The organism is Corynebacterium sp. KPL2680 (assembly GCF_040225675.1).
In the GTDB taxonomy this organism is placed as follows: Bacteria; Actinomycetota; Actinomycetes; order Mycobacteriales; family Mycobacteriaceae; genus Corynebacterium; species Corynebacterium rhinophilum.
The window spans coordinates 1-24,735 of the sequence record NZ_JBEHFM010000017.1; the positions used below are offsets into that span (position 1 = coordinate 1).

Below are 24,735 nucleotides of genomic sequence, written 5' to 3' on the forward strand. Positions count from 1 at the left end.
GAACTGGGTGTGAAGTACCCTCAGTCGGTCAAGGTCTGGCAGGACGCATGGGATAGATTCGTGCCATTTTTGCAGTTTCCTCCAGCGGCCAGGAAGGTTATCTATGACGGCGAATTCGATTGAATCTTTTAACAACCAGCTGCGTAAAGCCACGCGTAACCGGGTCCAATTTACTAATGATGAATCCGCGTTAAAGACGCTGTGGTTGATGATCTGCAATATTGAAGACAAACGAGCTATCAAGCGGGCGAAACAAGGCAAACGAGCCTCAGCTACAGCCAGCAGACTCGTGGAAGGAGCACGAGTATCCGGCTGGAAACAAGCCATCAACCAAATGGCAGTAGCCTTCCCCGACCGATTCGACAAATACCTATAAACCTAGCCCCACACACAAACAACTTGACACGCTCAACAGGGGTCAGGTCCATCGGCGATTCTTCATCTATTATCGTACTCAGGCTCAACCCCTCGATATCTCACCTTACGCTTTTCGAAGGCTTCCCTCCCGCCATCGACTACCTCGCAAATATGCCGCTTTATGGTTTTCCTTCTCAAGAACACAGGAGAATGCGGCTTCTCCTTTCTTTGCGACTCTTCTAATGCACCTGACACTGTAGAAAATATAGGTGGGTTGCTTTTACCATTCGGATAATCTTTACTATGCCGATTAATCACAATAATTAAATCGGAGTCTGCTCCCACGACAAGATTAGCATTGTGCGTCACCATCAGAATTTGACGATGCAGGCTACCATTCCTTAGAAAAGGTGCAATATTTTTAAAAATTGATCGAGAATCGAGATCGTCCTCGGGTTGATCCAGGAGCAGCGGCCAAGGAGAATCATCGTCCTCAAGAAGTACCGTTAGTGCAAAAAGAGCCCGCTTTCCCGCGGTCATAGTGGTTGGTTGAAACCCGCCGATAGTGTCTCCTTCGAAACTGCAACCGAAACGGGGTTTGGGGATCAGAACGTCGCAGAATTCCATGAACAAGTCTTCTCGATCACGATATTTTGCTGCCACTTTCGCCTTCCCACTCAACAACTTTTCGGACACACTAGAAAGCGTCTCAGCTGAGAAATCAATTTCGTCAAGGCTAGATAGGACTTCTTTGAAGCCTCGGTCTTGTTTACGTTCGAGGAATAAGTCCCTGAAATTATTGACTCTTTGACGCTCACGAGAGAATTCAACAAAATTCACGTAAGATGAGTTATTGCTTCCCGATGATATTTCTTGCTCAAATTTGTCCCGCAAATCCATGGAACGGCGGGACCAGTTTTGATAATTCTCTACTAGCAAGTCTAATTCACTTTTCGCCGCTTTTTCAGAAGCCTTGAGCTCTTCCTGAAGTTCCATAAAGCCAGCCAACCGCGCTTTATCTTCTTCGTACTTCTTTTTAGCCTCCGACAAACGAGGCCCCCGAAGATTAGAAAAAGCCTTCGCCCGTTGCGCTAAACCACTGGTTTCGATATAGGAAGCTAGGTTTTCTTGAACTACAGACGCAAACTTGGTGTCTTGATCTAAAACTCTCTCAACCTCCGAAGTAATGGAGCCGATCGCCTCGCGTACAGCAGGCTCCACTCGTTTATACACCATATGTGAATAAGGATACTCACTCTCACCGCCAAAGAAGGTTTCCCAAATCCCCTTAGGCGTCAACTGATTGATCCGTTCTTCTATAACGCCCACAGCTTCCTTAAGCGAGTCCACCTTTACGTTCACATCTTCTTTAAATTCTAAAATTTCCACGGCTTTACGGCCACTTAGGTCTTCACCTTCCGCATTAATACTTTTCAGCGTCTTTTTAGACTCCTCGAATTCATGCTGAACCGCTTTCGGGTCGCCAACTTCCCGAATTTTCTGTTCGAGCGCTGCTTTTTTGATGCATGCAACCCTATAGCGTTCAGCTGCTTGACGAACTGATCCCCGATGCCGACTATATTCAGTCTCTATGAGATCAGCTACACTCTTGGCACCTTCAATCTGCGATATTTGCTTTTGAATCAGCTTATCGATGTTATCGCGGTCCCCAGAAGAAAGTTGAAAAAGAAAATTCTGTGGAACGTAATGAACCATTTTCGTTCCATTTTTTGTCTTATAAGAGGTCACATTTCCATCAGCCCATTCTACCTGGACTTCCAGTTCTTTAAGGGCGTCTTTCCAGTTATACCCTTCGGCTGGGCCGAAATCTTCACGTGATCTTTCTGGCAAAGATGCTTCTTGAGCTTTTAGAGTCTTCTCCGAATCTACCGCATAGGCGGTATGAGCCAGAAGCGTTGACTTTCCCGAGCTACGGGGGCCGATCACTGAATTCAAGCCTGGATTAAACTCTACGCCGGACATATAGCTTTCATCGCTGAATGTCACCTTTTTAATTACGTGCGCTGGGTTCTTCATCCCGGGTTTTCTTTGAGAAATACATATGCGACTACGCGGTTCGACGATAGTCTGTTGCAAAGCGCTAAAATCTCGAAGGCCACGCACCCAAGTGAAAGGGCCCTCCTTGAGACTTCTGCTGAGTCTTTCAAAGTCATGCGCATCAGATCCTTGGAAAACAGCCATCGGTCTACCGATTCGCGAAGCAAGTTCTAACAGCGCGGACTGTTGTTTCTTTTCGGGTTTTCCTCTAGGCACCCCGCTCCAGTCGATCGACTTAATCTTTTGGAAGTCTGTTAAATTTCCAAAGAGAGCATCTGCATATTCTGCAACTTCCTGAGCAACACTGCGGGATCGCCTTGAAATACCATCTTTCATGTCGGGGTCATATAGCCCATCACCACGAACTGGAACGATTACAAAAAAGCTTTCTTCTCGATCGGGAAAAGTTCTTTTGAGTTCTTCTTTAAGTTCGCTCAGGGAGACCGTCAGACTGTCGTATTCACTACGAGGAATATTGCCCAGCCGATTTCCATTACACTGCAAACGTTTGAGCATTTCAGAGATGGTTTCTGTCGAAATCTTGTCCGAGAAAACCACGTGAAGATTAATATGCCCACGGCCAGCGTCTTCAGTTAGGCGAAATTCGACATTTGGAAATACTTTTTTGCCTTTAGCTCGAAGTTCGGAAGCATAAAAATCAAAATGCTCTACCGAAAAATAATCTGTAAGACCGATCATGTCAACATCGGAGCGAATCAAATCTTCCAAAAATTTTTTTCGGATAGGGCCGACCAATGACTGAGGGGTAAGTTGCTTTTTGTCCGGATTCCCAGTTTTGAACTGTTCCGTACTTAAAATCTCTTTCTTAGCTTCCGCATCAAGTCTATACTGGTCGTTCATTGCAGTCTGAGGCACGTGAATATGGAGGTCGGCTTTAAACCAAGTTGTTCCTTTAGTCATCGGTCTCACCTTCGTGATAATCTGGATGCACATCTTGATGTCCAATCAGTTTATCAATATCGAAGTAACATTGGGATTATTTTTTGCACGAAGTGTCCCAGGTTTTATTCCGTTTGAGCACACGGAAATTCTGAATGTGCAGAGAAAATTTGAACAGGATGTAAGGGATCGTGTGCTCCGTCTCGTTGAAGACCGCAGCTGGGCGGAACGGCGTGTCAATGCAAGATTGATGTCAGGCAGCAGCCCCGAAGCTGGGGGTTTGATGGCGTACAGCCCGGCAATGGACTAAGCAAACCCCCTGTGCAGGAATCTCACCAGCACCTGTGCTTAGCGATTTAGCCCCCGAAAAGGCCAGGATACGCCTTGAAAATCAAAATCTATCCGACGCTAATGAGCTTCTGACGGCTACCGCAGCTTTTTCTCCTCGGAACCAGGCCTACAGCCTCGGTTATAAACCGGTTCATCGATGAATACCGGGGTCGGTTCTCTGTCGAGTTCATCTGGAAGGACATTGAAGAATAACCGGACTGGTGGGTTCATCACCTCGCGTGGTTATTACTAATCCAAGGGCCGTGGCTTAAGTGCTCGTTGCCTTCGTGATGCTGTACCGACTAAAGGAGTTAGTGCTTCTCATAGGGATTATGACGGTGACTACGGTCTACGGAAAACGTGGCATACTCTTCGCCGTTATGGAATCGATATCAGTCGTGAACAAACTGCCCGGATTTGGTGGGGCATGAGGTTAAAGTCCAGGGTCCGAACAAGCAGTGAGTGGCCGACATTACTTACTTACGTATGCACGAAGAACAGCTTTGCGTATGCTGCGCTTGTCTATAATGTGTTTTCACGACGCATCGTCAGATGGGCAATGTCAGATTCCATGCGCACCGAAGCTTTGCCCCCGCAAGGCCCCAACTAGGCGATCGCGTGTGCTAAATAAACAGCAGGCCTCATTCACCATTCGGATCACGGCTCGCTGTATGTCGGTGTTGTCTACATTGAGCGGCATGCCCAGTACGTGATTAATCCTTCCACAGGGGCTGGGCTGGTATGAAAATTCTTTAGCTGAAAACGTTAACGGCTCCTACAAGAACGAGTGACCCATGCCCGAGCGTAAGATGATCTTTTCAATACGAGAATCACGACGTTTTAGTGGGGCTTTGGTGAAACGAGGCTAGGCTCCACCAGAGCCTGGGATTCCACACACCGCCCAGGGTTGAACCCGAAACGTGAAAGCACAATCTACGACAAGGAATAATAGAAATCAGGGCAAAAGACTAGCAACAAAAGTTAGGACAATTCACACTAATTTCCAAATACCAGTGACGGGGACCAATGCGGGTACTGGCCCGTTATGGAGCTTCAGTGGCACCAACAGCGCCGCAGACAGTGTCAGATTGAACAGAAAGACCTAGTCAATGATGCCCACGACTATCTGACAATTCGCGCTTGAGGAGTTTTGGGGTAATAACCTCTCCAGATACACTGTTGGATCAATTTTACTGAGGCAAACGGCTATCGCGGGTACAACCCTTTCAAGGATAAGTAGAAGTCGATTCCCAAATGGGACTGAGTTCGTCGCCTTGTTGTGCAACGGCGCGAGGCTTCCCACAAACCACAGATACACCAAGCCAACGGACGCAATCGTGCTATGACGTCGCGAACTGTTTAAATGTAGAAAATTCTGCCAATATCCTGTGTTCTACTATCCGTACTACGAGATTTTAGTGTGATATTAAAAATACTTTGACACGTTCCAAAGATACCGGTCTACTTAATCAGAAAACCGATAATTCTCACTCCGTTGGTATCGACATGACAGGAAACAGGGTTAAATATTTACTGTTCATATTCTTGTTCTATTTGCTCAATCTCCACGAGATTTCTTTCCGTTCCGTTTCCCACTTCTGATAATTCGTTATATATTTGTTTCCAAACCTTTTGAAGACCTTCAGCCCCGACTTCTATACCTTCCTTCAGTCCCACTTCTCTAAACTGTTCCAGAATAATAGATGGAATGGATAGTTTCATATTTGCGACTGGCATCCAGGCTGTAGTTACATTGTTCTTCTCCTGAGTATCCATACTCGGATCATTAAAAATTTTCAAAAAGGCCAACAATATGAAGTGTCTACTAAGGCTTGATATTCGTTATCACGATAGCGAGATCGCACAGGTTCACTAGGTGGATCTGTCATGAACGCCTGCCAAACCGCTTTATTGCTCTTAACACCGGACTTTTCAAAATATGAAAGAGAAGCAATCCTTAGAGCACTGCCGCCTACCAGCTGTAATACTTCTGGTGGAGCATTTTTCAATTGATCCATCGCTTTATCAAGCGGGGCCTGGACGAACCCGTTTGTTCTACCTTTCGCTTCGAGGAGCAACCTTCCCCGACTATTACCATTTGATCCCCATCTATAACCTACCAAATCTGGACGCTGCACATTTCTCTTCTTTTTCCCGAGGATCTGCAGCACGGAATCAACATGCACTAGATGAGGTATGTTCAGCTCTTTTTTGGCAATTATCGCTGGTAAGACCATACCCAAATAATAGCTTATTCCGCTTTTTTCACTCGGGTCTAACCGTTTATAAGAACGATTTTGTACCCAGCCACCATCAGCTGCTTCCAAGTGAGCTAGAGCCATGCTTGTGCGCCATGCGATTTCAAGTTGTGTACGCTTGGGGGAGTTAAAGATTGACGAAGTAGCTCCAACTTCAGCGGCAGCTTGCCAGATATCTCTGCCCGTCACATCCAAAACGGTGCTACCGTTTGACACTCCAGAAGGTCGGGTAAAATTTGTAGTTTGTAAGGAAACTTTAGCCAAAATAAATCAAATCTCCGAATCATTAAATTTTAGCTAGTTGCTTTCATGCGCAGCTAAAGGACAATGGAATAATTGTACACACAGGATATATTGAGTGCAGGCCGACAGGCAGCTTCCCTAATCCCGAAGCTAGACAACCTAATAAGATCTAAGCTGCGGAGACGAAAACTATTTCAATTCAAAGGTTTCTTCCCGTAGTACTACGTCAATTCCGATGCACCTCTCTCAGCCATAATCCCCGGACAAGATTGCCCAAAACCCCCATGGGTCATACAACCCGGAGTTTTACTGTTTTCTACTGTATAATGGATCAATTCCGAAATGAATAGAATAGAGGCTTTATGACGAGTTTCATTTTAACATCCTACTGAAATATTTTTCATACCGGAACAAATATGACGTCATTACAGTTCTCTTATATATTCACCTATCTACATTTCACGTATTCTTAATTCGCTTATAGGCGACGTTTGCACTTTATTCTGGGGTTAATTAGAGCGTTTCTACGATTGTCCCTTATAACCATGTTCCACTTCCACATGTAAATCTATCTGAGCGGAAAGACGTCTCCATTTCCATTTCCCGGGCTCCTGCCAGTAGGACGGCTTGGAACCGATAATTTCTAATTACAGCACGCTGTGGGCCGACATTAAAGAGCTCTAGAATCAACTTCCACAAAAATAAAGAATAAAAGCGCAAATGCAACAAATATGTCTGTTGCCACGTTCGAAAAAATTAAGAAACTTCCCGTAAGTATATACAGCTGATTATAGCCTGGGCTCAGGCACCGTCGTTGCTGGCTGGGCTCAGGCACCGTCGTTGCTGGCCATGTCACCCGCCCCGCTGTATTCTGAGGCCCAGCTTCCACCACTTTTTTACCCCAGAGAACTAAGGTTACAGAGGTACTGCCCCACGCTTTGCTAGAAAGAACTTCCATTTTGAGCACCGCTAATCTCAACCAGTCTGTTGTCTGGAACACTGCCGATAAGTACCTTCGATCCATCGTGGAACCCGAGGATTACGGCGATTACATCCTGCCACTGACGGTTCTCCGCCGCCTCGAATGTATTTTGGCGCCGACCAAGGACCAGGTGCTTGAGCTGGTCAGTTCTTTGCACGCAGACGGGGTCAGCGAGGCCTATATGGACTGGGAAGTCCAGTCCCAGTTCGGGCTTTCTTTCTACAACTCTTCGCGGTTGGACCTCACTCGCATCGCTGAAACTGATGACCACGTCTACGACTCATTGATGGATTATGTGGGCGCTTTCTCACAATCTGTCCGGGATATCTGGGATGCGTTCGACTTTTCGGTCAAAATGCGAACGCTCGACCAAGCAGGCCGTTTGTGGCCAGTGGTCAAGCACTTCTCCACTATTGACATGTCTCTCGAGGCCCTTCCCGATGCACAGATGGGTGACCTGTTCGAGAATGTCATGTACCGCGCATTCAATACCAAAGGCAAAGCTGCAGGTGCGTTCTATACCCCGCGTGACGCTATCCGTCTCATGGTAGACATTCTGTTCGCTTCCGATGACGCTGGGCTTACCTCCTCTGGCGCTTCACGTACCGTTTACGATCCCACAGCCGGTACGGGCGGAATGCTGTTAGTTGCAGCACGCGCGTTAAAAGAACTTAACCCCGATATTGAAGTTAACCTCGCCGGCCAAGAACTTATGTCCACTGGTTATGCCATTGGCAAAGCTGATCTCCTTATTCAAGGCGGTGAGCCGGACGCGATTCGCCACGGTGACACTCTGCTGACTGATCTCTATGAGGGCGAGCAATTCGAGTACATCTTGTCCAACCCGCCGTTCGGCTCCGACTGGTCGGTGCAGCAATCGTCGGTCAAGGAGCAGGCCAAGGTTCCTGGTTCCCGCTTTAGCCATGGCCTGCCCAATAAGGGCGACGGCCAGATGCTGTTCCTTGCCCACGTTGCTTCCAAGCTCATGCCCGCAGGCGAGAATGGTTCCGGAGGACGTGGCGCGGTGGTATCCAACGGCTCGCCACTGTTTACAGGTGGCCCAGGTTCAGGCCCTGATCAGATTCGCGCGTGGCTACTAGAGAATGACCTCGTGGACGCAATCATCCAGCTGCCCACCAACATGTTCTACGGCACCGGCATTTCCACCTACGTGTGGATTCTTGACACAAACAAGGAAGACCACCGCAAGGGCTATGTACAGCTTATCGACGCCTCCGAGTGCTGGTCTGCCCCGGATACGGGATTAGGTGACAAGCGCCGCGAGATGCGCGAAGCCGACCGAAACAAAGTGCTGCAAACCTACAGCGCCTTCGCCGATAGTGATATATCCAAAGTACTCACGCCGGACGACTTGGGCTTCCGAGACGTTAAAGTCACCAAGCAGGCACGCCTTAGCGTGAAAGTCACTGACGAAGCCACCGCCAAGGTTCTGGAGCACAAGCAGGCCGTTAACGAACACGCCGACGTAATGCGCGCGGTAGCTGGCACCTCCTACAACGAGCTGCCGGACGCCCTTAAAACCGCAGCCAAGGAACACGGCGTAAAGATGCCCGCCACGCTTATCGATGCCATTTCCAAAGCCATTGCGGTCAACGACCCAGACGCAGAACCAGCAGTAGACCGCAAGGGCAACCCTGTCCTTGACCCGTCGTTTACCATGGCCGAGCGCGTACCACTCACCGAAGACATCGACGAGCACATGCAGCGCGAAGTGCTCCCATTCGCACCCGATGTCACCTGGGACGCCGACAAAGCCGTCACCGGTTACGAGGTCCCCTTTAAGCGCGTGTTCTACAAGCCCGAACCCGTGCGCTCCCTGGCCGAGATTGATGCAGACGTGGCTGAGGTCATGGCCCGACTCATGGACAAGTTCGGGCAGGTGAGGAAGTAATGGATAGCCCATTCTCTTATTCCAGAGGTGAACTTCCAGCGGACTGGAATAAAAGACGACTCGGATCACTTTTACAGTTCCGAAACGGTCAAGACGTACCGGGGACTGACAATGAATCCAAAAGCTACCCGGTCTACGGCTCAGGCGGGGAATTTAAACGGACGAATAAGTACCTGTTTGATGGCACCTCCATTCTCTTCGGAAGAAAAGGCACCATTGACAAACCATTATTGGTGAATGGACGGTTTTGGACTGTTGATACGATGTACTTTACAGTCCCTAGACCTGACGTTGATCCCCGCTTTGTTTACTACTGGGCATTAGATGCCCCGTTGTCCATTCTTTCCACAAACACAGCAGTCCCCAGTATGACTTCGTCCGATCTAGCACAGCTTTATTTGGCAGTGCCCCCGCTAGACACACAGTGCGCCATCGCTGACTACCTCGACCGCGAGACCGCCGAGATCGACGGCATGCGCGCCGATTTGGACGAAATGGAACGGCTGCTCGAGGAAAGACGCCGAAATATTGTAAAAGTGTCTTCTCTAAATTGCGGGAATCTGGGTGCAACTACCAGAAATTAGGGTATGTGGCTCAATTCCGTAATGGTCAAGACACCAAGGGAGTTGAGGACATGTCCGGGGATCATCCAGTTTATGGCTCTGGTGGCGTGTTCAAACGAGCAAATTCTTTTCTTTTTGATGGCCCATCGGTGCTCTTTGGTCGAAAAGGGACACTAGATAAGCCCTTATTGGTCGACGGCAAGTTCTGGACAGTAGACACCATGTACTACACGGTTTTAAGCCGAGATATTCTTCCATCATTTCTCCACAAATGGGCGACAACTATTCCCTTTGAGAAATACTCCACAGATACCGCGCTGCCGAGTATGACTTCTACAGTCTTGAGTCAGCTCCGTATTCCAGTTCCGCCTCTTACCAAACAGCGCCGTATCGCAGACGAGATTGACCGTGAGACCGCCGAGATTGACTCGATGCTGGCAGATATTAAGGAGCTGCGAGACTTGCTCACCGAGCGGCGCGCGGCAGTTATTTCGGCGGCGGTGACTGGCCAGATTGATATTCCTGCCTCCCCTACTAACAAGGACGAAACTCATGCCTAAACGTGACATCATGCGTGAAGAACGCTTGGAAGAAACGATCTGCGAATCCCTACAAGCTAGTGGCTGGATCTATGAGCCGGGTATGAAAGATACCGGCTGGGATGCACGGCTCGGTCTATTTCCTGCTGACGTGCTGCACTGGTTGGAGTCCCAGTACCCAGAGAACTACGCCAAAGCTGTGCCGCAGGACGCAACGGATACCACCCGCGAGAATGCGCGGAGTCTGCTTCTGGAATATGTTGCCAAGCGGCTAGAGTCCGCGACGCGCAAGGACGCACAAACCGGACGTATCCGGGGTGGTCTGTTGGGAACGCTGCGCGAGGGCTTTAAATACGCGCAGACTAACGCACGCTCGGCGACCTTTGGCCCTATGGTGGCATTCCCACCGGCCAATCCACTGAGCGTAACCGCGGCCAAGCGCGCCGAAGCTAATCGGCTGCGCATTATCCGGCAGGTACATTTCGACGACGACAGCAATGAGACACTGGATCTCGTTGCTACGGTCAACGGCATTCCGGTTGCCACGTTCGAGCTAAAGACGGACAACACGCAGTCCGTAAAGAAGGCAATGAAGCAGTATCGCGAGGATCGTGTGCCGTCGAAGAACCGGCGCGTCCTGCTGCCAGGTCGCGCACTCGTTCACTTCGCGGTATCGAACGATGAGGCGTACATGACCACGACGCTCAATGGCAGCGAAACTAGGTTCCTACCATTTAATCAGGGACATGACGGCGCAGGCGGCAACCCGCCAATTGCGGGCAAGTCTGCGACCTCTTATCTATGGGAGCAGGTACTGCAGCCACGGTTGTTGCTGCGTATCTTGAGCGACTTCGCCGTGTGGGAACCGGATAAGAAGTCCAAACGCGGGGCCAACGGGACGTTGATTTTCCCACGTTTCCACCAGTTGCGCGCGGTGGAGCGAGTCACCACTGACGTGGCCGAACGCGGGGCTGGCGGGCGCTATTTGATTGAGCACTCGGCTGGCTCGGGTAAGACCAAAACGATCGCGTGGCTTGCCCACCGGCTCATTAGACAAGTGGCCGCGGATGGCACGAAGACGTTTGACTCGGTCATTGTCGTCACTGATCGCACCGCGCTCGATACCAATATCCGCCAGGACATGCAGGCATTGGCCGCATCACGTGGCCTGGTGGTCTCAGTGGGTGAAAACTCTGGTTCAAAGTCACCGCAACTGCACAAGGCACTGGTCGAGGGCGGACACATTATTACCTGCACGTTGCAGACGTTCCCGCACGTACTCTCCTTATTGGACAACAACCCAGAAATTCAAGGACGGAACTGGTGCGTTATTGCAGATGAAGCACACTCGTCCCAGACTGGCTCATCCGCGTCTGCGTTGCGCGAGTTGTTGTCCGACGTTGACGTAGATGAGGACGAAGAATACACCGCTGATGACCTGCTAGAGCTGCGCCAAGAAGCGGTGGCTAATGCGTCGAATATGACCTTTGTGGCTTTGACCGCCACGCCAAAGGCCAAGACGCTGCGCCTATTTGGTTCGCAGACCCAAGACGGTCATTACATAGCCTTTGATACCTATCCCATGGGTCAGGCGATTGCTGAGGGCTTCATTATGGACGTGCTAACCAACTATTCCACGTATTCCATGTGGGCCGAAGTACGCGATGAATTAGGACGGACCGAAGAGGTAGACCAGTCTGCAGCGGTCACCGATATGGTGAGGTTTGTGCGCCTGCACCCGACCTCCATTGCCCAAAAAGTCGAGGTTGTTGTTGATCATTATCGCCGTAACGTCGCGCATCATTTGGATGGGCAGGCGCGTGCCATGGTGGTAACTTCCTCGCGCAAAGCGGCGGTGCACTGGGCACGCGAAATGAACCGCTACATCACCGAGAAGGGATACGGTTTCCACTCGCTCGTGGCGTTTTCTGACGCGGTACGCATGGAGGATGAACCGGAACCGGTCACCGAAGTAAGTCTCAACGGCGAGTCCGATGTGGAGCAAACATTCAAGGACGACGATCTTTCCTACCGCGTGCTCATCGTAGCCAACAAGTTCCAAACCGGATTCAACGAGCCGCGCCTATGCGCCATGTATGTGGATAAGCGCCTCTCCGGCGTAGCCACGGTGCAGACCTTGTCGCGTCTCAATAGGATTCATCCGGATAAGCCCGCACCTATGGTGGTGGATTTTGTCAACGATCCCGCGCTAATTGTGGCCGACTTCCAGCGCTACTACCAGGGCGCATCCATCGATACAGACGTAGATCCAAACTCGCTTCACACACTTGCAGACGAGCTAGATACCTCCGGCTACTATGACCTCGATGAGATGAACGCGGTGGCAGAAGCTTACAATGCTGGCAATGACTCCGAACGCCTACGCGGTGCAGCAGACGCGATCCTTAGCCGCTGGCGCGCAGACCGTAGCTCCACCGATAAAAGCACTCGCGAGCACGCCAAGGATTTCAGGGCCCACGTGCTGAAATATCGCCACGCCTACGAGTTCTTATCCCAGATCATTGCTTATGCCGATGCTGACGTATCGAAGCGCGCAATGCTGTGCAGCGTCCTTGAGCCAAACCTGCATATCACCGAACTGGATGACAGCGAGGACTTCCTCACCGGTGTCACGCTGGCTGGCGTCGCCATTGCCCAGGGTCACGTTGAAGAAGACCATAGCGTTAGCGGCAGCGAATCTGAGGCTTTGCAAGTGCCGGAGTTCACGGTCCGCCTAGGAGAGCCACAGACACCCCTGCGTAGTGCCTTTGATGAGGCAGTAGAAAAAGTGAACGATCTTTTCTCGCTCGCGGGAGTGGACGTTGACAGCGGTGATACAGCTCAGATGATCGTTGCTGCATGGGGTACGCTCTCCAGCCAGCCCGCGGCCGTGAAACTTGGCCAAGAAAACTCCAAGGAGCAGCTCAAGCGTTCAAAGCTCTTTAAAGTCGAAGCAAAGCGTGCGATTTTTAGCGGCATTGAGCAACGCAAGCAACGCGATGCTCTTGTTTCAAACGATGAGAGCATACTCAATAGCATGATAGATGCCCTAGCTAACATCATGGCGACGGCTAAAGACACCGACCAATTAGAGAAATAAAACTGGGACCCACAACAAAACCCCAGCCCTCCCCTCTTTGGAGGCCTGGGGCGTTGGTGCGCGGGACGCTTAAATAGCCTTCTCTCCACGCTCACCGGTGCGGACGCGGATGACGTCTTCGACGGGCGCTATCCAAATCTTTCCGTCGCCGATTTCGCCGGTGCAGGCGGCGTCGACGATGGCATCGACAATCGCTTCGGCGTCATCGTCTGCCACGATGAGCTCGATTTTGGCCTTGGGGACAAAGGAGGTGGCGAATTGGGCGCCGCGGTAGATTTCTTTGTTACCGCGTTGCTGGCCAAAGCCTTCGATTTCGGTCACCGTCATGCCGGGCGAGCCGAGCTTTTGTAGGGCTTGCTGGATATCATCAAGCGTAAAGGGCTTGACCACGGCTGTTACGAGTTTCATTGTTGCTCCTAGGTATCGCTGGGCGTTTTAGTTGCGGCTGGTGGTACCGCGCATCGCACGGCCGCCAATGTCGTAGCCGGTCTCACGGTGACCACCAAAGTCAATGCCGTCGGTTTCGATCTGGTCGGTCACGCGCCAGCCGATGGTCGCCTTCAAAATCACCGCGATGATGGCGGTAATGACTGCGGCGAAGACTACGGCGATCGCTGCGATGAGAATCTGTACGATGAGCAGCTTCCAGCCTTCGGCACCGCCGCCGGTTAAGATGCCGCGGTCATTGGCAAAGAAGGCAACTGCCACGGTGCCCCACAGGCCGGCAACCAGGTGGACTCCCACGACGTCGAGGGAGTCATCGAAACCGAAGCGGAACTTCAGGCCCACGCCCAAACAACCCAGCATGCCGCCGAGGGCGCCCATGATGAGGGAGGTCACCGGGTTCAGGTCGCCCGCGGCCGGGGTAATGGTGACAAGTCCTGCGACCACACCGGAGGCTGCGCCCAGGGAGGTGCAGTAGTTATCGCGCAGCTTTTCCACGAACAACCAGCCTAGGATTGCGGCGGCAGTTGCGGCGGTGGTGTTGACCCAGGCCAGGCCGGCGAGGCCATCGGCAGCGAAGGCGGAACCGCCGTTGAAGCCGAACCAACCGAACCACAGCAAGCCGGCACCGAGCATGACCATGGGCAGGTTGTGGGGGCGCTGGACGCTCTTCGGGAAGCCTTGGCGCTTGCCCACGACAATCGCCAGAACCAGTGCTGCCGTACCGGCGGAAATGTGGACGACGGTACCACCAGCAAAGTCAATGGGTGCGACGAGCGCTTCCCCACCTTCGCTGCCAAAGATCCAGCTGGTGACGCTGCTTTCACCCTCACCCAGGATGCCGCCGCCCCAGACCATGTGGGCCAGCGGGAAGTAGACAAAGGTTGCCCACAGGCCACTGAAAAGCATCCAGGTACCGAACTTCACACGGCCGGCGAGTGCACCGGAGATAATCGCGGTGGAAATAACGGCGAAGGTGAGCTGGAAGCCGATATCGATGATATTGGCGTAGCCTTCCGCACCTTCGAGGTATTCACCATTGGCATCAAAGATGGAGTCCTTCAGTCCAAAGAACTCGAAGGGGTTGGCAACGATGCCGCCCCAAGACTCCGTGCCGTAGCTCATTGACCAGCCCCAGAGGATGTAAATGATGCTGACTACCGCTAGTGAGCCGAAGGACATCAGCATCATGTTGAGCACACCGCGGCGCTCTGTCATGCCTCCGTAAAAAAGTGCCAGGGCTGGGGTCATGAGCAGCACGAGAGCCGCGCTCATGAGCATCCAGCTCGCATTGCCTGCGATCACCGAATCCATTATTTCTCCTTGCAGGGTTCCTTCATTGCTTTTTATAACGGTAGTACTACAGGTATATAAATATCTATTGACCTATAGATTAATCCCCCATGTGGGGTTACCTTAAGCTTGTCACCTCCTGGTTTCCCGCTTTTCACCACTAAAAGGCTGCCCATTCGAGCGGGGTTCCTTGGCGAGCCCTCCCTCCACAACATCCGCCCAGGAGCTCAAAGATTTTACTGTACGTTCACATCGATCCTAAGTTGCCTTAACTTCAGTGCAGTTAGATTGACGTTCCTGATCACTACTCTCTCTGGAGGAACTCCCCCAATGAAGCCGAAGCACTCATCCCTCGCTGCCCTAGCCCTTGCTTCAACCGTTCTTCTTAGCTCGTGCGGTGAGCCTGCGACCGACAATGAAGATACGCAGGCCGCAAGCGATTCAACCACCATTACCGTCTATACCTCAGAGCCGGAAGAGAAGGTCGATGAAATCAATGCCGCCTTCAATGAAGACAACCCCGATATCGAGGTCAAGGTGTACCGGGCCGGTACCGGCGATTTGAACGCGCGCATTTCTTCGGAGAAGAAATCTGGCGATATCGAAGCAGACGTTTTCTGGGCGGCTGATGCTCCTACCTTTGAAAATTACGCCGAGGACGGAGATCTCATCGAGCTTGCCGATGTCGATTCCGACGACATCATCGACGAGGCCAAGGACGACGAGAATTTTTATGTCGGCACACGCATCATCCCCACGGTCATAGCTTATAACACCGATGAAATCGCAGAAGGCGATGCCCCGACCTCGTGGGCGGATCTCACCGATGCGAAGTACAAGGACAAACTCGTCATGCCTAACCCAGCGGTCTCTGGTGCGGCGGCCTTCAATGCCTCAGCATGGAAGAACAATCCAGACCTCGGTGAAGCGTGGATCGAAGACCTGGGCGAGAATTCCCCGATGATCGCAGAGTCCAATGGCCCTACCTCCCAGGAAATCGCCTCCGGTTCTAGGCCCGTGGGCGTGGTCGTCGATTACTTAGTCCGCGACCTAGCGGATAAGGGATCCCCGGTTGCCCTCGCCTACCCCACCGAGGGATCACCTTTTATTTCTGAGCCCGCGGGCGTATTCAAAGACTCCAAGGAGCAAGAAGCGGCACAGAAGTACATCAATTTCCTGCTTTCGAAGAAGGCACAAGAAATCGCCGTCGATCAGTCTTACCTCCCGGTGCGTGAGGATGTGGGAACCCCAGCGGGCACCCCTGAACTCGCAGACATTGAGCTCATGGATCAAGACCTGAAGAAAATCACCAAGGATAAAGACGCCGCCGTCGAGGTATTCCAAAAGGCAGTGGCTTCCTAGTTCTTGATGGCTCGTTTGTTGAAAAATCCCTCTGTATCCGCGCTGCGCGTTGGCGTGTGGCTCATTGCCATTGGCCTGTTCATCGCGCCTTTGGCCCTTGTTGTCTCCCTTGCACTGGGTGGAAACCAAATTCCCGTCCTGCTAGAGCAAGGGCTCGGTATTGCTACATGGAATTCGCTTTTCACCACGGCACTTTCGGCTCTCGCCGCCGTCATCATCGGCGCCGTTATTGCCATCGCGCTAGACCGCACGGATATCTACGGCTCTTCGGTACTGCGCCTATTCCTGCTTTCCCCGCTCTTGGTTCCGCCATTTATCGGAGCGATCGCCTGGATTCAACTCTTCGGCCCGAATCAGGGCTTGAATAAACTCTTTGGGTTCGAAATATGGAATATCTACGGCGCAGACGGGGTCATAGCGCTGATGACCATCCACTCTTTTCCCACGGCATACGTCATCATTTCTTCGAGCCTGCGCTCCATCTCTCCCGATTTCGAGCTAGCCGCCCGAGTATCTGGTGCTTCCGTGATGACTGTTCTGCGCACGGTCACCCTTCCGCTCCTGCGCCCCGCCCTGTTATCCGCGTTTACCCTCACAGCAATTGCTAATCTGGCGGATTTCGGAATTCCTGCCATTATCGGCTCGCCGGCTCGATTCGAAACGCTCGCAACGATGATTTACCGGTTCATTGATTCCGGCACCGTATCGAACCCCTTACAGGTGGTCTCGACCATCGGCGTCGTCCTCTTATTTTTGGGAATCGGCGCAGTCATCATGGACTACCTCACCTCCCTGAAAAACTCGTCTTCTACCCATGACTCCGGAAGCCCGGCGCGCTTTGCGCTGCATTCAGCGCGTTGGCCGGTCACGATCATCATGTGGGTGTGCGGACTCGCCATTTCCATTGGCCCAATCCTTGGTTTGGCTTACCGCGCGTTGCTGCCAGCCCCTGGAGTTCCGTTTACATTAGAAACCATCTCGTTGGCGAACTTTAGCAGTGCTTTATCCAACCCGCGCGTTCTCGACGGCCTTACCAATTCCGCATTTCTGTCAATAACCGCCGCGATTATCTGCGGGATTCTTGGCTGGGTCATCGGAATTCTAGTGACTCGGACCCAGGCGCGGGGAAATACCCTTTTAACACTTTCTGCGCTCCTGCCGAGCGCGCTGCCGGGGCTCATCATCGGCGTCGCCTGGCTGATTGCCGGGCGCTATACCGGGTTATATAACACCATTTGGATAATCCTTATCGCCTACGTCTGTGCTTTTACCGCACTCGTTGTCCAGTCCGTGCGTGCCCCGCTAATAAGCACCCCGGTCACCGTGGAAGAAGCAGCGCGCATTTCTGGCGCCACGCCTCTTAAAGCGCTTTTTACTACCACCGGCGCAATGACCATTCCGGCGGCAATCTCCGGTGCGGTGCTCGTCGCGGTGACCGCGATTCGAGAACTTACTATTTCCGTACTTCTCGTCGCGCCCGGAACCACAACGCTGGGTGTGCAAGTCTTCAAACTGCAACAGGCAGGAAATTACAACCAGGCATCGGCACTCGCTTTGCTCTTTGCACTGCTAGGCAGCATTGCCCTCGCACTGACTATCCGCGCTCCTAAGGTAAGGACTTAATAATGGCGAAAATTGCAGCTTCCCACCTCACGGTCACTTTTCCGGATGGAACCACCGGCCTGCGCGATATCAACCTCTCCATCGAGCCTGGGGGACTCATTGCACTCGTTGGCCCGTCAGGCTCCGGTAAAACCACGCTCCTGCGCACCATCGCTGGTTTTATTTCTTCATCGTCAGGTGAGCTTTACATAGATGGCCGGCAGATGACTGATATTCCGCCGGAGAAACGCGGCATCGGCATGGTCTTCCAACAGCACGCGATCTGGCCGCACATGTCTGTAAAGGACAATGTTGGCTACCCGCTGCGCCAGGCGAAAATAGCAAAGGCCGAGCGCGAAGAGCGTATATCTGAGACTTTAGCTCTCGTGGGCCTGCCAGGATTCGAAGACCGTACACCAGACAGCCTTTCTGGCGGGCAGCGCCAGCGCGTTGCCCTGGCCCGGGCGATCGTCGCTAAACCCAAAGTTTTATTACTGGATGAGGCGCTTTCCGCCCTCGATGAACCATTGCGCGATAATTTGCGCCGCGAGCTGGTAGCCCTGACACAAAAGCAACGCCTAACCACGGTGCACGTCACCCACGATCGCGCCGAGGCACTGGCAATCGCAGATAGAGTCGTGGTTCTAGACGGCGGCGAAATCCAGCAGATTGCTACTCCGCAACAGCTGCTGGAAAATCCCGCTAGCCCGGTGGTCGCGGGATTTATTGCGGATGCCACGATTGTCCAGACCACTATTTCAGGAAGCCGCGTCGAGTGCCCAACTCTTGGTATCTCTTGGCCGTTGAGTGACGTAACCGTGCGAGGAGAAGGCACTAAGGCCGCCATCTTGCCGCACCACGCGACGATCGTGGAGGAAAACCATCCAGGTGCCACGGTTGCTGCGGTGGTTGACTCCGCCATTTTCGAAGCCGGACACTACTCCGTTACCGCCTCCCATGAATCTGGGGTCACGTTCCGGACTACCGCAGATAATAAACCAGAGCTTGGACAATCGGTGCGTATCCGCTTCTCGCCGCCGTTGATTTATTAAGTGCGCACTGCCTCCGATTTCCTATCGCTGCATTTAATCCTTTGCTGCAGCGTGGCCTATATCCCGAGCCTGGCTTAAGCTTTAAGCCATGAGTGAAATCACGAAGCAGTATTCCGTTGATCTTACCCGCGTAGAAAATTCGGTGTACCGGGCCACCAATGCGGACGGCGCCAGCATCGAATTCGGCCGCGGGGAGGGCCTGTTATCGCCGGTCGAGCTCCTGCTGGCCGCCGTCGCTGGGTGCACCGCGGTAGACGTGGATGTTGTAACCTCCCGGCGCACCGAGCCGGAGTCTTTCCAGGTGCGCGCAGAGGGCAACCGCGTGGATGAGGATGGCGCCTCGCGGCTTTCCGATGTCCGCGTCGCCTTCGACCTCGCCTTCCCCTCCACCCCAGACGGCGATAAGGCCCGCGCGCTCGTGGATAACCTCATCCGCATTTCCCACGAGAAGGACTGCACGGTATCGCGCACCGTGGAACACGCCACAAACGTGGAATTTAGCAACGTGTCAAAATAAACATGATCCACCCACCGCCTCCTGCTATGGTGCATTTGTTAACTATTGTGACTAATGCGATCACTGCAGGAGCTTTTCATGTCACCGTCTCTGTCTCGTCGCGGCCTCTTGAAGGCAAGCGCCCTTGCCCTTACCGCTGGGGCCATTGGTACGGCCGCACCCTCTGCCGCCGCCCTCGGCCCGGTGCGCGGGACCATCATTGACTTTTCCTCCGGCGTCCCCTCCCCCGCCGCCATCAAGCGCGCGGGCCATATCGGCGCTATTCGCTACGTCTCCAATAAGCGTCCCGGCGCGGCCTGGATGACCGGCAAGCCGGTCACGCTGCAAGAGACTGCTGCCAATGCCGCCGCCGGCCTGCCCACGGCCTCGGTCTATCAATTCGGCCGCGCCGAAACAGCCGATTGGAAGCAGGGCGCGGCAGGCGCCGCCATCCACGCCCCGCAGGCCATCGCACTACACAAAGCCGCCGGTGGCCCCACGAACCGGCCCATTTATATCGCCATCGACGATAACCCCACCCGCGAGCACTACAACCAGTTCATCCGGCCTTACCTGCAGGCGTTTTCCAAGGCGCTGTCTGTAGCCGGTTACCAGACCGGCGTTTACGGCAACTACAACACCATCGAGTGGGCCAGCCGCGATGGGATTGGCACGTTCTACTGGATGCACGATTGGGGTTCCAACGGGAAAATCCACCCCAAGACCACCATTCACCAGCTTCCGCAGTCGCGCCAGCAGACCATCGAGAACGTCATCGTCGATGTCAACGAGGTCTACGCCAGCGACTGGGGCCAATGGACACCCGGCTCCAAGCAGCCAGGCATCCAGGATCTCAGCTCTACCCTGGACGAGGCTATCCCCAATATGCCGGATTTGCCGCAGCTCACCGCGGATGGGGTGAGTTTTAAGGGGTCATCGCTAAGCAACGAGCAAATTCGCGGGCTTGCCGATGCCGCCCAGGACATCGCCAAGGCCATTAAGTAGGCCTATTTCCCCTTGGGCTCGGAGGACTTCTTTTCGTCCTTTTTGCCCTCGTCCTTCTTCTCGCTCGAGGTCGGCTTTTCTGAGGTTGTCTCGATGGGTGGGACGTCCTCGCCGTTCTTGTACTTCAGGAACCGCTCGGTGGCCTTGCCCAGATTCTCGCCGTTGATTTCGCTCTTCACGTAGTCCGTGAGGTCATCGGCGGATCCATTAATGGATGCCGCGGCGACGAAGTTCTTACCAAAGGACACCGAGGAATTGATCGACTTATCGTTGGACCAGCCCCACTTGCTGCCCACCACATTAGAGAGCTTCGCGGTGCCATAATCTTGGTCATAACCATCTTCTGAGACGGGATCCGCGTGCGACATCGCCACCAGCACGGGGTGGGTCTCATCGCGCTTGATGAGCTGAGAGATAAAGCTGGCTACGTCATAGGTGGAGGTTTCCGAATAGCCCCAAGTCTCGCCCGCCTTGGTGGATTCCAGGTGGTATTCCTTGGCAATTTTATCGATGGAATCCGGGTACTTTTTAAACAGCTCCTCGGCGCTCTTATCAGAAGAGCTGGCAATCATGCCGAGCGCCTCGTATTTGTCCTCATACTCGCCCTGCTCAATGACGTAGGTGGCGATGTAGAGCTTGATGAGGCTGAGCGCCGGGCGAGGATCGTGTTCTGCCGCAGAGCCCATATACATGCCATCGTGCAGACGAATATAGCTAATGGAATGGTCCTCATCCCCCTTGAGGAACTCATTGATGCGCGGAGGCACCTTTGAGGCTCTGTGCGCGGTGATCGTGGTGTCTTCGGCTTTAGCGGTGCTATCTCGCTCGCTATTGCTACACCCAGCAACCGTAGAGCAAGCAAGCATGCACACGGCAAGGGCGGCACCAGCCTTTACTGATGCCGCCGCGTTGAGAGAGGACGGATTAAACACGTCGAACCATATTACCGGTAATTGCTACTTTGCGGGCAATTAGTGCTGGACTGGGGCCTCGACGCCCACACCGGTCAGGGAACGAACTTCCATTTCTGCCGCCAGCTCGTCCAAGTTGTCCGGCTTGGTCACGATGGAGACAAACCAACCGACGAAGAAGGACAGCGGGATGCTGACCAGACCCGGCGAGGTCAGCGGGAAGATAGCCCAGTCCGCGTTCGGGAACATGGCGCTTTCGGTGCCGGATACCGCTGGGGAGAAGAAGATGAGAACCAAGCAGGAGACAACACCGGTGTACATGGAGGCCACGGCACCCGCGGTGTTGAAGCGGCGCCAGTACAGCGAGTACAGGATGGTCGGCAGGTTAGCCGATGCCGCCACTGCGAAGGCCAGGGAGACCAGGAAGGCCACGTTCTGGGTCATCGCCAAGATGCCCAAGATAATGGAGACGATACCCAGGATTACCACGGTGGCCTGCGAGACGCGCACCTGCTCTGCCTCGGTGGACTCACCGTTGCGAATGACCGCGTGGTAGATATCGTGCGCAATGGAAGCGGAGGCGGTAATCGCCAGGCCCGCCACCACGGCGAGCACGGTAGCAAAGGCCACGGCGGAAATAATGGCCATGAAGATGGAGCCACCGATTTCCAGTGCCAGCAGCGGTGCCGCGGCGTTCGCGCCACCCGGTGCGTTCAGGATGCGGTCCGGTCCAACCAGTGCGGCTGCACCGTAGCCCAGAATCAGGGTCATCAGGTAGAAGGCACCGATGATAACGATGGCCCAAGTCACGGAGCGACGAGCCTCAACGGCGGTCGGTACGGTGTAGAAGCGCATCAGCACGTGTGGCAAGCCGCCCACGCCCAGCACGAGGGACATACCCAAGGAGATGAAGTCCAACTTAGCGGCGGTAGAGCCACCGTACTTCAGGCCCGGCTCCATGATTTCCTTGGCCTCATAGCCCTTTTCATGGAGGTAATCGGACGACGCGTGCATATCAATCGCGGTGCTGAACATGTTGCTGAAACCACCGCGCAGGGAGACAAACACCATGATGCACATGACGACCACACCGGTCACCAGCAGGACGGCCTTAATCATCTGCACGTAGGTCGTGCCCTTCATGCCGCCGACCAAGACGTAGAGGATCATCAGCACGCCGACGATGCCGACGACGACTGCCTGCCACTTGAAGTCATGGATGTTCAGCAGCACGGCCACCAGCGAACCGGCGCCGGCCATCTGGGCAATGAGGTAGAACAGCGTCACGAAGAGCGTGGCGATGGACGCAGCCACGCGCACCGGCTTTTGCTTCAGGCGGAAGGACAAAACGTCCGCCATGGTAAAGCGGCCCACGTTACGCATCGGCTCGGCCACGAGCATCAGGGCCACGAGCCAGGCGACGAAGAAGCCAACGGAGTACAAGAATCCGTCATAGCCGTTGAGCGCCACTGCACCGACGATGCCGAGGAAGGACGCCGCAGAAAGGTAGTCACCGGAAATGGCCAAGCCATTCTGGCGGCCGGAGAACGCGCCACCACCGGTATAGAAGTCCGAAGCCTTCTTCGTGGACTTGCCAGCGCTCAGCACGACGGTCATCGTCACCACGAGGAAGATACCGAAGATGGAGATATTCAGAATCGGGTTACCGGCAGAAGTTTCTTGTGCAAGGTAAGTGGTAGTCATTTACTTGGCCTCCAACTTCTCGCGAATAGCAACCGATTTAGGCTGAATATTCTTATTGGCATATTTCACGTAAATCCAGGTAATGATGAACGTGGTGAGGAACTGGGCCAGGCCGAAGACGAGGCCGACGTTCCAGCCGCCATCGCCAAGCTCAATGGCCATAAAATCAGGCGCAAACACGGCGGTGAGCACGTAGACGATGTACCACACGAAAAACGCGACGGTCATGGGAAAAGTGAAACTACGATAAGCGCTGCGCAGTTCGCCAAACTCTTCGCTATCGCGCATTTCTATGTAGTCGGCTGCCGTAAGGTCACGGCGCTCGACGGGAGCAGTTGTATCACTCATAGAACGGTTGTCTCCTTGGGTGAGAGAGGTTCTGTACAAACGAGGAGCAATGTGTTGTTCATCACTACCCGCGTTGCTATGTAAGATACAGAACATTGTTTGCAAAGCAGTAAATATTGCCAATACACCTCACATAAACTCCCCCTTTTAGCCCGATAGGCTCCGGTGAACTGGGCTAATATTCTTTGCAAATCACCCCCTCCACCCAGGATTTAAGTGGTTCGCAAATTTTGTTAACTAGACATTAGCTAATGAGTAAAGGTTGCACGAAAGGAACCACCTATTAACGCGGTTAGTGCCTTGACCAGCACGCACTCCCCCACCCAACGGGCACTCTCGGGCAAAGGAGCCACCGACGACGTCGTCGTCGGTGGCTCCTTTGCCCGAGAGTGCCTTCTTAGCCCTCTTCGCCCGGGAATTCGCGGGGGTCATTAAACATGCGGCCGAAGCCTTCTTGGCCTTCCAAGGAGTCAATAGCCGCGATTTCATCCTTGCCCAGCTCTAGCTCCGCGGCGGCCAGGTTCTCCTTGAGACGCTCGCTGCGGGCGGACTTCGGAATAACGGAAATGCCCTTGGCCATCAGGTACGCCAGTACCACCTGGCCTTCGGTAGCCTCGTGCGCAGCGGCAATCTTTTCAATCTCCGGGTTATTAAGCACCACGCCGCGCGCCAGCGGAGACCACGCCTCGGTCACGATGCCGTGCTTGTGGTGAAATTCGCGCAGCTCCGGCTGGGTAAAGCCAGGGTGCAGCTCTACTTGGTTGAGAACCGGGGTAATGCCGGTCTTCTCAATGAGGTCCTCGAGGACCTCCTCGTAGAAGTTAGCGACACCGATGGAAGCGATCTGGCCCATCCCCTGTAGGCGGGCAATGGATTCAAAGGTCTCCACGTACAGCCCACCCTGTGGCCATGGCCAGTGGATCAGGTACAGGTCCAAGTAATCCAGCTTCAGCCTCTCCATGGACTCTTGGAAGGCCTGTTCCGCCTTCTGCGCGCCGTGGTGGGAGTGCCAGACCTTGGAGGTAATAAACAGGTCCTCGCGGGTGACGTCGCCCGCGTCAATGGCTTGGTTCAGCGCGGTACCCAATGCCTCTTCGTTCTTATACAGCGTTGCCGTATCAAAGTGGCGATAGCCCAGGTCAATGGCTTCGCGGACTACGCGAATGCATTCATCTTCATTGAGCTTGTAGGTGCCCAAACCCAGCTGGGGCATCTCACGGTCATCATTGAAAGAAATATGTGGCACAGTCATAGTTCCCATTGTGCCCCAGTTTGC

The 24,735-nt window shown here is 53.5% G+C and carries 19 protein-coding genes and 1 pseudogene; 11 read left to right on the forward strand and 9 right to left on the reverse strand.

Annotation, left to right across the window (positions count from 1 at the left end; translation table 11 throughout):
* Window positions 1-376, forward strand: a pseudogene (locus ABRP66_RS08905) (transposase); the annotation flags it as partial.
* A gap of 62 nt (window positions 377-438) precedes the next feature.
* Here the strand turns inward: ABRP66_RS08905 and ABRP66_RS08910 are convergent.
* The gene (locus ABRP66_RS08910; RefSeq protein ID WP_349838594.1) at window positions 439-3,336 is read right to left on the reverse strand and encodes a TrlF family AAA-like ATPase; all 2,898 of its coding nucleotides are present in this window, start codon (window positions 3,334-3,336) and stop codon (window positions 439-441) included.
* Window positions 3,337-3,373: 37 nt separating this feature from the next.
* Here ABRP66_RS08910 and ABRP66_RS08915 point away from each other — a divergent pair, with 37 nt between their 5' ends.
* Window positions 3,374-3,625 (forward strand): hypothetical protein, encoded by a 252-nt coding sequence (locus ABRP66_RS08915; RefSeq protein ID WP_349838595.1) that lies wholly within the window; start codon window positions 3,374-3,376, stop codon window positions 3,623-3,625.
* Between the two features lie 1,550 nt (window positions 3,626-5,175).
* Here ABRP66_RS08915 and ABRP66_RS08920 read toward each other — a convergent pair.
* Together ABRP66_RS08920 and ABRP66_RS08925 are read right to left on the reverse strand one after the other, a co-directional pair.
* A complete protein-coding gene (locus ABRP66_RS08920) occupies window positions 5,176-5,421 on the reverse strand; it encodes a hypothetical protein (RefSeq protein WP_284783480.1) in 246 nt (81 codons plus the stop codon).
* A 20-nt stretch (window positions 5,422-5,441) separates the two neighbouring features.
* Entirely contained in the window at window positions 5,442-6,167 is a 726-nt protein-coding gene (locus ABRP66_RS08925; RefSeq protein WP_284783482.1) for a hypothetical protein, read from the reverse strand.
* A gap of 938 nt (window positions 6,168-7,105) precedes the next feature.
* On the opposite strand from ABRP66_RS08925, the gene ABRP66_RS08930 reads away from it, so the two are divergent.
* The 4 genes from ABRP66_RS08930 to ABRP66_RS08945 are packed head-to-tail and all read left to right on the forward strand — an operon-like array spanning window position 7,106 to window position 13,242.
* Window positions 7,106-9,040 carry a type I restriction-modification system subunit M gene (locus tag ABRP66_RS08930; protein WP_284783483.1) on the forward strand — a complete coding sequence of 645 codons (1,935 nt, stop codon included), beginning with the start codon at window positions 7,106-7,108 and terminating at the stop codon, window positions 9,038-9,040.
* The gene (locus tag ABRP66_RS08935; protein WP_349838596.1) at window positions 9,040-9,624 is read left to right on the forward strand and encodes a restriction endonuclease subunit S; all 585 of its coding nucleotides are present in this window, start codon (window positions 9,040-9,042) and stop codon (window positions 9,622-9,624) included. The genes ABRP66_RS08930 and ABRP66_RS08935 overlap by 1 nt, the downstream gene beginning before the upstream one ends.
* 50 nt (window positions 9,625-9,674) lie before the next feature.
* Window positions 9,675-10,163 carry a restriction endonuclease subunit S gene (locus ABRP66_RS08940; RefSeq protein ID WP_349838597.1) on the forward strand — a complete coding sequence of 163 codons (489 nt, stop codon included), beginning with the start codon at window positions 9,675-9,677 and terminating at the stop codon, window positions 10,161-10,163.
* Window positions 10,156-13,242, forward strand: coding sequence for a type I restriction endonuclease subunit R (locus ABRP66_RS08945; protein ID WP_349838598.1), 3,087 nt, complete (start codon window positions 10,156-10,158; stop codon window positions 13,240-13,242). Before ABRP66_RS08940 ends, ABRP66_RS08945 begins: the two co-directional genes overlap by 8 nt.
* Window positions 13,243-13,311: 69 nt before the next feature.
* On the opposite strand, the gene ABRP66_RS08950 is transcribed toward ABRP66_RS08945, so the two are convergent.
* Both ABRP66_RS08950 and ABRP66_RS08955 read right to left on the reverse strand, forming a co-directional pair.
* Window positions 13,312-13,650, reverse strand: a complete 339-nt coding sequence (locus ABRP66_RS08950) for a P-II family nitrogen regulator (protein WP_023025886.1) — start codon at window positions 13,648-13,650, stop codon at window positions 13,312-13,314.
* Between the two features lie 27 nt (window positions 13,651-13,677).
* Window positions 13,678-15,000 (reverse strand): ammonium transporter, encoded by a 1,323-nt coding sequence (locus ABRP66_RS08955; RefSeq protein ID WP_284783488.1) that lies wholly within the window; start codon window positions 14,998-15,000, stop codon window positions 13,678-13,680.
* Window positions 15,001-15,309: 309 nt separating this feature from the next.
* Between ABRP66_RS08955 and ABRP66_RS08960 the strand changes: the two genes are divergently transcribed.
* The 5 genes from ABRP66_RS08960 (at window position 15,310) to ABRP66_RS08980 (ending at window position 20,496) form a co-directional block, all read left to right on the forward strand.
* On the forward strand, window positions 15,310-16,341 hold the full coding sequence (locus ABRP66_RS08960; RefSeq protein WP_349838599.1) for an ABC transporter substrate-binding protein: 1,032 nt from the start codon (window positions 15,310-15,312) through the stop codon (window positions 16,339-16,341).
* Window positions 16,342-16,359: 18 nt separating this feature from the next.
* Window positions 16,360-17,964, forward strand: coding sequence for an ABC transporter permease (locus tag ABRP66_RS08965; RefSeq protein ID WP_410757479.1), 1,605 nt, complete (start codon window positions 16,360-16,362; stop codon window positions 17,962-17,964).
* Window positions 17,965-17,966: 2 nt separating this feature from the next.
* Window positions 17,967-18,995 carry an ABC transporter ATP-binding protein gene (locus tag ABRP66_RS08970; protein WP_349838600.1) on the forward strand — a complete coding sequence of 343 codons (1,029 nt, stop codon included), beginning with the start codon at window positions 17,967-17,969 and terminating at the stop codon, window positions 18,993-18,995.
* Window positions 18,996-19,083: 88 nt separating this feature from the next.
* Complete coding sequence (locus ABRP66_RS08975; protein ID WP_284852304.1) at window positions 19,084-19,512, forward strand: OsmC family protein; 429 nt, start codon at window positions 19,084-19,086, stop codon at window positions 19,510-19,512.
* Between the two features lie 78 nt (window positions 19,513-19,590).
* Window positions 19,591-20,496, forward strand: coding sequence for a DUF1906 domain-containing protein (locus tag ABRP66_RS08980; RefSeq protein ID WP_284852320.1), 906 nt, complete (start codon window positions 19,591-19,593; stop codon window positions 20,494-20,496).
* A gap of 2 nt (window positions 20,497-20,498) precedes the next feature.
* Here the strand turns inward: ABRP66_RS08980 and ABRP66_RS08985 are convergent, their stop codons facing one another.
* The 4 genes from ABRP66_RS08985 to ABRP66_RS09000 form a co-directional block, all read right to left on the reverse strand.
* Window positions 20,499-21,428: a hypothetical protein gene (locus ABRP66_RS08985; RefSeq protein ID WP_284851777.1), complete on the reverse strand. Its 930-nt coding sequence runs from the start codon at window positions 21,426-21,428 to the stop codon at window positions 20,499-20,501.
* 39 nt (window positions 21,429-21,467) lie between these two features.
* The gene (locus ABRP66_RS08990) at window positions 21,468-23,111 is read right to left on the reverse strand and encodes a monocarboxylic acid transporter (protein WP_284852303.1); all 1,644 of its coding nucleotides are present in this window, start codon (window positions 23,109-23,111) and stop codon (window positions 21,468-21,470) included.
* Window positions 23,112-23,459, reverse strand: coding sequence for a DUF485 domain-containing protein (locus tag ABRP66_RS08995; RefSeq protein ID WP_284770573.1), 348 nt, complete (start codon window positions 23,457-23,459; stop codon window positions 23,112-23,114).
* Between the two features lie 397 nt (window positions 23,460-23,856).
* Complete coding sequence (locus ABRP66_RS09000; protein WP_284796822.1) at window positions 23,857-24,720, reverse strand: aldo/keto reductase; 864 nt, start codon at window positions 24,718-24,720, stop codon at window positions 23,857-23,859.
* Window positions 24,721-24,735: the final 15 nt, after the last annotated feature.